This window comes from Blautia sp. CAG:237, from assembly GCF_000436615.1.
In the GTDB taxonomy this organism is placed as follows: domain Bacteria; phylum Bacillota; class Clostridia; order Lachnospirales; family Lachnospiraceae; genus Blautia_A; species Blautia_A intestinihominis.
The window spans coordinates 1-9,331 of record NZ_FR886705.1 but is presented as its reverse complement, the minus strand read 5'-3'; the positions used below and the strand labels follow the sequence as shown (position 1 = coordinate 9,331).

At 42.0% G+C, this 9,331-nt stretch carries 8 protein-coding genes; 7 read left to right on the top strand and 1 reads right to left on the bottom strand.

The annotated features are described in order from the left end of the window. Positions 1-253: 253 nt before the first annotated feature. The 6 genes from QZL69_RS03530 (at position 254) to QZL69_RS03505 (ending at position 7,727) form a co-directional block, all read left to right on the top strand. Positions 254-1,534 carry an ABC transporter substrate-binding protein gene (locus QZL69_RS03530; protein WP_022213843.1) on the top strand — a complete coding sequence of 427 codons (1,281 nt, stop codon included), beginning with the start codon at positions 254-256 and terminating at the stop codon, positions 1,532-1,534. A gap of 16 nt (positions 1,535-1,550) precedes the next feature. After that, positions 1,551-2,438 carry a carbohydrate ABC transporter permease gene (locus QZL69_RS03525; RefSeq protein ID WP_022213842.1) on the top strand — a complete coding sequence of 296 codons (888 nt, stop codon included), beginning with the start codon at positions 1,551-1,553 and terminating at the stop codon, positions 2,436-2,438. After that, positions 2,435-3,277, top strand: a complete 843-nt coding sequence (locus QZL69_RS03520; protein ID WP_022213841.1) for a carbohydrate ABC transporter permease — start codon at positions 2,435-2,437, stop codon at positions 3,275-3,277. Before QZL69_RS03525 ends, QZL69_RS03520 begins: the two co-directional genes overlap by 4 nt. 153 nt (positions 3,278-3,430) lie before the next feature. Further along, on the top strand, positions 3,431-5,098 hold the full coding sequence (locus QZL69_RS03515; RefSeq protein ID WP_022213840.1) for a glycoside hydrolase family 13 protein: 1,668 nt from the start codon (positions 3,431-3,433) through the stop codon (positions 5,096-5,098). A 14-nt stretch (positions 5,099-5,112) separates the two neighbouring features. Beyond that, positions 5,113-7,104 carry a glycoside hydrolase family 31 protein gene (locus QZL69_RS03510; protein WP_022213839.1) on the top strand — a complete coding sequence of 664 codons (1,992 nt, stop codon included), beginning with the start codon at positions 5,113-5,115 and terminating at the stop codon, positions 7,102-7,104. 206 nt (positions 7,105-7,310) lie between these two features. Further along, on the top strand, positions 7,311-7,727 hold the full coding sequence (locus tag QZL69_RS03505; protein WP_291518096.1) for a hypothetical protein: 417 nt from the start codon (positions 7,311-7,313) through the stop codon (positions 7,725-7,727). Positions 7,728-7,801: 74 nt separating this feature from the next. On the opposite strand, the gene QZL69_RS03500 is transcribed toward QZL69_RS03505, so the two are convergent. Then, positions 7,802-8,047: a helix-turn-helix domain-containing protein gene (locus QZL69_RS03500; protein WP_022213837.1), complete on the bottom strand. Its 246-nt coding sequence runs from the start codon at positions 8,045-8,047 to the stop codon at positions 7,802-7,804. A 245-nt stretch (positions 8,048-8,292) separates the two neighbouring features. Between QZL69_RS03500 and QZL69_RS03495 the strand changes: the two genes are divergently transcribed. Next, on the top strand, positions 8,293-9,195 hold the full coding sequence (locus QZL69_RS03495; RefSeq protein WP_022213836.1) for a lysozyme: 903 nt from the start codon (positions 8,293-8,295) through the stop codon (positions 9,193-9,195). The last annotated feature ends 136 nt before the right edge of the window (positions 9,196-9,331 follow it).

Genomic DNA, 9,331 nt, shown 5'->3' with positions numbered 1-9,331 from the left:
CTTTATGCGTCATACTAACTTAATGACATTGGACAGAGTCCTTCTTTTTTTGTTCAAAGTGCATAAAAACAGAAGCTAAACTTTGTCTACAATTTAAGTTTCGCGAGAAACCTATTGATTTTACAGAGGCAGTGGGGTTATGATAAACTCACCAAAAGGGAACAGGACAGACGTGTCCGGGGTAATGTTTCGTAAACTTCTGGTGCTGCGCAGCCTTCATACTTGTAAACAAACATCATGGAGGAAAGAAAAGATGAAAAATAAAAAAATTATCAGCGTATTAATGGTCGGTGCCTTAATGGCAGGTATGCTCACTGTAACTGGATGCGGCGGATCTTCCGACGGGGATTCTTCTGCAAAGGGTGGAAAAACGGAGCTGGAACTGTTTTCCAGTAAAGCAGAAAACAAAGACGTTCTTCAGCAGCTTGTAGATAAATTCAATGAAACACATGAGGACGTGACGATCAAGATCACAGCTCCGGCAGATGCAGGAACTGTATTAAAGACAAGAATGGCAAAGAACGATATGCCTGACATCGTAATGATGGGTGGAGACAACAACTATACAGAAGTAGAGAGTGCAGGAATGCTGGTTGACTTAAGTGATCAGGATTACATCTCCAACATCCAGGATTCTTATATGCAGATGGTTTATGACGTAAACAAAGACAAAGAAGAAAAAGCATACGGCGTTCCATACGCAACAAACGCATCTGGTGTCATCTATAACGTAGACAAATTTGAAGAACTCGGGCTTGAAATTCCAAAGACATGGGATGAGTTCATTGACGTACTTGACCAGATCAAAGATGCAGGAGAGCAGCCGCTTCTTATGACTTACAAAGATGCATGGACAAGCCTCTGCCCATGGAACAGCATGGCACCTGACCTTCAGCCGGAAGGATTCACAGACGACCGTAAAGAAGGCAAAACAACATTCGTGGGAACTCACGAAGAGATCGTAGAAAAATATCTGACACTCCTTGACTATGCACAGGATGACTTCATGGGTCTGACTTATGATGATGGAAACAAAGCTTTTGCAAACGGTGATTCAGTCATGATCATCAACGGAAACTGGGCGATCAATCAGTACAAGAGTGCTAATGCAGATCTGAATGTCAACATGTTTGCACTTCCGGCATCCAATGATGAATCCAAAAACTATGTAACATCAGGTGTTGACGTACTTCTTGGCGTATGCAAGGACAGCGCAAACGAAGATATGGCAAAAGAATTCGTTTCCTTCATGATGGAGCCGGAAAACGCACAGACCTATATCGACGATCAGTTCGCATTCTCCGCTATCAAAGGTGTAGAGCAGAACAATGAAACAGTTGCTGGTGTCAAAGAAGATATCGCCAACGGCAAAGTAGCAAACTTCCCGGATCACTACTATCCGTCAGGATTTGATCTTTCCGCACTTATTTCTGAAATGTGCCTGAACTATTCCAATGGAATGGACAATCAGGAAAATATGGACCAGTTCCTGAAACAGTGTGATGAAAAATACGACATCGCTAATGTAGATTAAGTGAGGAGATGATCCCATGAAGAAAAAAACAGCCCGCAAAAGACCTGCTGTTAATAAAGTTTATTACATTTATGTAGGAATCCTTGCAACATTATTCTTTGTCTTCCATACGATCCCGTTCCTGAGAGGCGTTTTGTACAGCTTTACGGACTGGAAAGGATATGGAGACTGGAACTTTGTCGGTCTGCGCAACTATCTGCACATGTTCTCAGATGCAGATACAGGAAATGCATACCTGTTCACTTTCAAGTTTGCAGTGATCGCAACGATCCTTGTAAATGTGATCAGTCTGATCCTTGCGTGTGCACTGAATGCGAAGATCAAATTCAAAAACACGATCAAAGCTTTTTACTTTCTTCCATATATGCTTGGAAGCCTGATCGTTGGATTTATTTTTAACTATATTTTTGCAAACCTGATCCCACAGCTCGGAAAGAGCCTCGGGATCCAGGCATTAAGCGTAAACATCCTTGGTACCAATCATGCGATATGGGGAATCATCGCCGTTGCTGTATGGACCGGATGTGCATTCAACACCCTGATCTATATCGCAGGCCTGCAGTCTATTGATACGGATGTGTACGAAGCAGCAGACCTCGACGGAGCAACCGGCTTCCGCAGATTTACCAAGATCACCTTCCCGCTTCTGGCACCGTCCTTTACCATCAACATGGTACTTTCTGCAAAAGGATACCTGATGGTTTACGACCAGATCATGGCGATGACAGAAGGTGGACCGGGAACCAGTACAACTTCTATCGCAGTACTTATTTATAAGAAAGGCTTCGGCGGCGGTCAGTTTGCTTACCAGTCAGCCAACGCAGTCATGCTTTTTATCGTAGTAGTATTGATTTCCGTGTTCCAGTTACGTATACTTGAAAAGAGAGAGGAGAAATTAGGATGAAACGTCGTACAGCAAACGTAAAAGAACGTTACAACTGGCCTGTGACCATTCTTCTGATCGCAGGAATCGTGCTGATCATCCTTCTGCCTCTGTATATGGCACTGATGATCGCAATCAAAGATCCGTCAGACATGAACAATATCCTGACATTTCCGACAAAACTTCGTCTTCAGAACTTTGTCGATGCCTGGAATATGACAAATTTCCCGAGGAAATTTTTTAACACAGCTTTTATTACCGTGATCAACCTGATCTTTACCCTGATCACAAACTCATTCGCAGCATATGCGATCACAAGAAACAGAAAGAAGAGTAAATTCTTCTCAATCATGTATTACTACTTTATCAGTGCAATGTTCATTCCGTTCCAGGTAATCATGCTTCCGTTAGTTGTACAGGCAAATACTTTCCATCTGGACAACATCTACGGAATCACATTCCTGTATATCATCTTCGGTCTGCCGATGAACACCTTCCTTTATACAGGTGCTGTCAAAGCAATCCCGGAGGCACTGGATGAAGCAGCAATGATCGATGGTGCAAACCCGATCCAGACATTCAGCCGGATCATTTTCCCGGTACTGAAACCTACCACTGCAACCGTAGCAATCCTTTCATTTATGTGGACATGGAACGACTTCACCATGCCGCTGGTACTTTTGAGCGATGAGAGTCAGCAGACATTACAGCTTGCACAGTACGTATTCAAAAAACAGTTCTCTGTAGATTACAACCTGGCATTCGCATCCTATCTGCTGGTTCTTGCCCCTGTACTGATCGTATACCTCTTCTGCCAGAAATGGATCATGAATGGTGTTGTTGCCGGAGCAGTCAAATAATGATACCAGGAGTTATAGTTCAGAATGTCGTTCCTGCCTGCAGGATACGACATTTCGAACTTTGATCATGCCAGTTATGCGAAAGTAGTGATTCACGGAGTAATTCTAAGGTGTCGATGAATCAAATCATAAGAAACAGGAGGCTCAAATAGCATGGAAAAAAAATGGTGGAAAGAAAGCGTCGTATATCAAATATATCCCAAAAGTTTTAATGACAGCAATGGAGATGGCATTGGAGATATCAGAGGAATCATACAGAAACTTGATTATCTGAAAGAACTTGGCGTAAATGTGCTGTGGATTTCTCCTATGCTTGAGTCTCCACAGGATGACAATGGTTACGATATCTCTGATTATCAGAAGATCTACAAAGACTACGGAACAATGGAAGACTACGAAGAACTGCTTGCCGAGGCACACAAACGCGGCATCAAGATCCTGATGGATCTCGTTGTCAATCACACTTCCGATGAACACAACTGGTTCATCGAAAGCCGCAAGTCCAAAGACAATCCGTACCGTGATTATTATATCTGGAAAGATCCTGTCAATGGAAAAGAACCAAACAACTGGGGTGGGGTATTTGGCGGTTCCGCATGGGAATATGATGCCCAGACCCAAATGTATTACCTGCATCTGTTCTCGAAGAAACAGCCGGATCTCAACTGGGAAAACGAAAAAGTCCGCCAGGAAGTTTATGATATGATGACATTCTGGTGTGAAAAAGGAATCGATGGCTTCCGTATGGATGTTATCAGTATGATTTCCAAAGATCAGGCATTTCCGGACGGAGAAATGAACAATAGCCTCTATGGTGATTTTGGACCATATTGCGTACATGGTCCGAGGGTTCATGAATTTCTTCAGGAAATGAACAGAGAAGTACTTTCCAGATATGATATCATGACAGTTGGTGAAACTTCAGGAGTTACTATCGAAGAGGCACAGAAATATGCGGGAGAAGCCGGAAAAGAACTGAATATGGTATTTCAGTTTGAGCATGTGGATAATGGAAGCGGTGATTACGGAAAGTGGACAACTGAGAAATATGATTTCAAAGAGTTCAAGCGCATCATGATCAAATGGCAGGAAGAACTTCAGGGCAAAGCATGGAACAGCCTGTTTCTTGGAAATCATGATCAGCCGAGAAGTGTCAGCCGATTTGGAAATGACAATCCGGCATACAGAGAGACTTCCGCAAAAATGCTGGCGACCTGTCTTCATATGATGCAGGGAACACCATATGTGTATCAGGGTGAAGAGCTTGGTATGACAAATGTCTACTTCGACAAACTGGAAGACTATCGTGATATTGAGAGTATCAATTTCTTTACAGAACTTACGGAATCAGGACTTATGACTCCGGAATACATGATGAAATGTCTGATGCTGAGAAGTCGTGACAACGCGAGAACTCCGATGCAGTGGGATACTTCCGCGCAGGCAGGATTTACAGACGGTGAGTCCTGGATCAAAGTGAACCCGAACTATAAAGAGATCAATGCGGCGCAGCAGCTCAAAGATCCGAACTCTATTTTCCATTACTATCAGAAACTGATCAGCCTGCGTAAAGAAAAAGACATCATCGTTTATGGTGAGTTTGAACCGCTTTATCGTGACGACGAGCAGATTTTTGCTTACACAAGAAAACTGGATCAGGAAAAACTTCTGACAGTCTGCAATTTCACTGACAAGGACGCAGAAGTAGAAGTACCGGAAGAATTTAAAGGTGCAGAATGCCTGATCACAAACCTTGGCAGAACTGCATTTGATGGCAAAATCATTCTGAAACCATATGAGGCATTTGTATTATATAAATAAGAGGTAACACAGAGATGATCAGAAAATACAGATATGGAACTCCGTTTGACACGGAGGCACTGACCGAAAAAATCGAAACAACTGAGGGCATTTTTCCATATGGAAAGATCAGTCAGGAAGAAGGATTTGCTTTTACCTATATCATGGACGAAGATGACATCGTCTATGGCCTGGGTGAATCCAACCGCGGAATCAACAAAAGAGGCTACTGCTACATCAGCAACTGCACAGATGATCCGGAGCATACAGAGGACAAGCGTTCTCTGTACGGAGCTCACAACTTCATTATCGTGAGCGGTAAGACGACGTTTGGATTGTTTTTTGACTATCCGTCAAAACTGACCTTTGACATCGGATATACCAGAATGGATACACTTAAAGTATCCTGCGAAAATGCGGATGTGGATATCTATGTGATCGAGGGTAAAAATGCTTATGATATTGTAAAACAGTTCCGCCATGTGATCGGGCGCAGCTACATCCCGCCGAAGTTTGCTTTTGGTTTCGGACAGAGCCGCTGGGGTTATACCACAAAGGAAGATTTCCGCACTGTTGCAAAAGGATATCGCGAGAATCACATCCCGATCGATATGATCTACATGGATATTGATTACATGCAGTCTTTTAAGGACTTCACACTGAGCGAAGAAAACTTCCCGGATTTTCCGGAATTTGTACAGGAAATGAAGAATCAGGATATTCGTCTGATTCCAATCATCGATGCCGGAGTCAAGGTCGAACCGGGATACGATGTTTACGAGGAAGGCGTCAGAAACAACTATTTCTGCAAGAGAGAGGACGGAAGTGATTTCGTCGCAGCCGTGTGGCCGGGAGATACCCACTTCCCGGATATGCTGAATAAGGATGCCAGAAAGTGGTTTGGAGACAAATATCGTTTCCTTATTGAACAGGGAATTGAAGGCTTTTGGAACGATATGAACGAGCCGGCAATCTTTTATTCCTCTGAAGGACTTAAAGAAGCAAAAGAACTTGCCGGAGAGTTTGCAAAAGACACAGAAGGCAGGGTCCATCCGTGGGATATGCAGGCAAAGATGAAAGGCATTGCAAACAATCCGGAGGATTACAGAAGATTTTACCACAATGTGGATGGCAAAAAAATCCGTCACGACAAAGTGCATAACCTTTTTGGCTACAACATGACAAGAGCAGCAGGGGAAGCCTTTGAGCGTATTGATCCGGAAAAACGTTTCCTGATGTTCTCCAGATCTTCCTACATCGGAATGCACCGTTACGGTGGAATATGGACCGGTGACAATAAATCCTGGTGGTCACACATCCTTCTTAATCTGAAGATGATGCCATCTCTGAATATGTGTGGCTTCATGTACACAGGTGCCGACCTTGGCGGATTTGGCGCAGATACAACCAGAGATCTGGTGCTCCGTTTCCTTGCTTTGGGTGTATTCACCCCGTTAATGCGTAATCATGCGGCAGAAGGAACCAGAGAGCAGGAATGCTACCAGTTCGAAAACATCGAGGATTTTCGAAATGTCATTAATACCAGATACCGTCTCGTACCGTATCTGTACAGCGAGTACATGAAAGCTGCACTGAACGATGACATGTACTTCAAACCGCTCGGCTTCGTTTATCCGGATGACAAGATGGCGATTCGCGTAGAAGACCAGCTCATCCTCGGAAACGAGATCATGATCGCACCGGTCTACGAGCAGAATGCAAGAGGACGCTACGTTTACCTGCCGGAAGAAATGAAATTCATCAAGTTCCTGCCAGACGGAACCATTTCCGAAGAAATCCTCGCCAAAGGAGTTCATTATGTAGACGTAGCACTCAACGAAGTACCACTCTTCATCAGAAGCGGCAAATGCATCCCGCTCGCAGAAGTGGCAGAGTGCGTGAAAGATATTGATACAGAGCACCTCAAGATGCTTGGCTATGAAGGCAGCAGCTATACTCTGTACGAAGATGACGGAATCCATAAAGATTATAATGAGAAAGAAAATTATAGGGTTCTGACGAAATAGGGTAATATTGAATTTGGATATGTGTGAATGAAAGCAGGGCTGACAGTCTGTTTGGGATTGTTGGCTCTGTTTTTTATGTAAGTCGGATGCTTTCCTCACAAAAGGAAAGAGATTTTTCAAATTCAAATTATAATGATATCAAGCGAGTCTATTCTATTTGGGTATGCATGAATATGCCAGAAAATAGTTTGGAACATATTCATCTGGTGAAAGACAGTATTGTAAACTTCCATGCCTGGAAGGGAAAAATGGACTTGATTAATATCGTAATGATCGGGCTTGCCGAAGAACTTCCGAAGCATGAGGAAAAATACGAGTTACATAGATTACTGGGAGCATTGTTGTCTCAGGATTTAACGGTAAACGAAAAACTGGACATCATTGGAAATGAATATGCAATTCCAATAGAAAAGGATTTCAGAGAGGATGTGAGTATTATGTGTAATTTAAGCCAGAAAATTAAAGAGACTGGAATTGAAACCGGAATTGAAATGGGTAAACGGGAAATGATCATGAAAATGTACAACAAAGGCTATACAGCTGCTCAGATCGCGGATGTGGCAGAAATGGACGAAGAACAGATAAAAGATATTATAAAAAATTCTGAATTGTTGACAGTATAAGAAATCCAGGTAAATGAATGTAAGGATGTGTAGATAAGATTAAGGCTGGCAGTCGTATGAGATGACTGTCAGCCTTAATTTTTATATCTTGAGTGTTTTCTTACAGGAAGAGGTTTTTTGATATTGGTGAAGCCGAGGATATAGTCGGCAGAGACCTGATAATACTGACACAGTGCAATCAAATGTCGGATTGGCATTTCATTGGCTCCGCGTTCGTATCGGGCATACATAGTCTGAGAGGTTCCGAGATATTCTGCAATCTGAGTCTGCGTACAGTCGGCATCTTCACGAAGATCCCGAATTCGTTGTATATAATTCAAATAAAGCCTCCTTCCATGCAATTTAGGTAAACTTTACCATAGTACATATATTTATCATTGCAATCAGTAAATATATGTACTAAAATTAAATCAAATCAAGCACCAGAGAAGAAATAATGCATAAAAATAATGAAATTTGCAGGAATAAAAGAACAATTTGTACTAGAAAAACAAAAGGCTCAAAAAGAACAACCTGTTGTTTTGCTATAATCTGCAAATAAAACACAAAAAAGAGGAAACAGAGTATGAAAAAGAAAGCAAAGAAGTGGTTTAGCTGTATAACGGCGGCTGCACTGGTGATGTTTACGGTGAACTTGCCAATAGATGTACTTGCCAGCGACTTTGAGGATGGGGTGGAGACTTCGGTAGAGGATGAGCAGATGGATTTTTCAGATATGGAAAATTCAGAGGACTTGGAAATCGAAGATGTTCCAGAAGATGTACTAGTGGAAGAGGAAACAGATACAGAGGAGGGAGCATCAGATTTAGAAATAGAAACAGAGTTATTTACGGATACAGAGGAAATAACAGAATCAATAGATGAAATTTTAAGTGAAACTGGCTCAGAAATAAATACTTTTTCCAGCCGGGCAGGAGGAATGACAACAGGAGAAAATGGATATTCACTTATAAAACAGTTTGAGAGTTGTCGTTTGACGGCATATAAGGCAGTTTCAACAGAAAAATACTATACAATAGGATGGGGACATTACGGCTCAGACGTCTATGCAGGGATGACAACTACTCAGGCACAGGCAGACCAGTATTTAAAGCAGGATGTTGCGAAGACAGAGAATTCGGTAAATAGTTTTCTTAATTCTAATAGAATTACAATAGGACAAAATCAGTTTGATGCGTTGGTTAGTTTTACATATAATTTGGGAAATGTATGGGTTAGTACGGAAACTTTTCAATTAAAGACAATTTTGAAAAATGGATATACAGAGCATTCTGATGCACAAATACGTACAGCATTTACAAACTGGAATAAATCAGGAGGTCAAGTCTTAGCGGGATTGACAAGAAGGCGAAATGCTGAAGCGGATTTGTTTTTATCCAATAGAAAGCCAGATCCAATAACGACAACTCCATCCATATGGAAAAACAGTGACAGCTATACAGTAGGAGATATGGTAAAATTCACCTGAAACAGCGTAGACCATGCGACAGGATACTGGTTTGTTGTATGGTATAAAGGGGAACAGATCGTCACAACACAGGTTTCCGGAAGTTCAGAGTATACACTGTATAATTTAACCTATTGTGCTACTTCAAATAAATTAT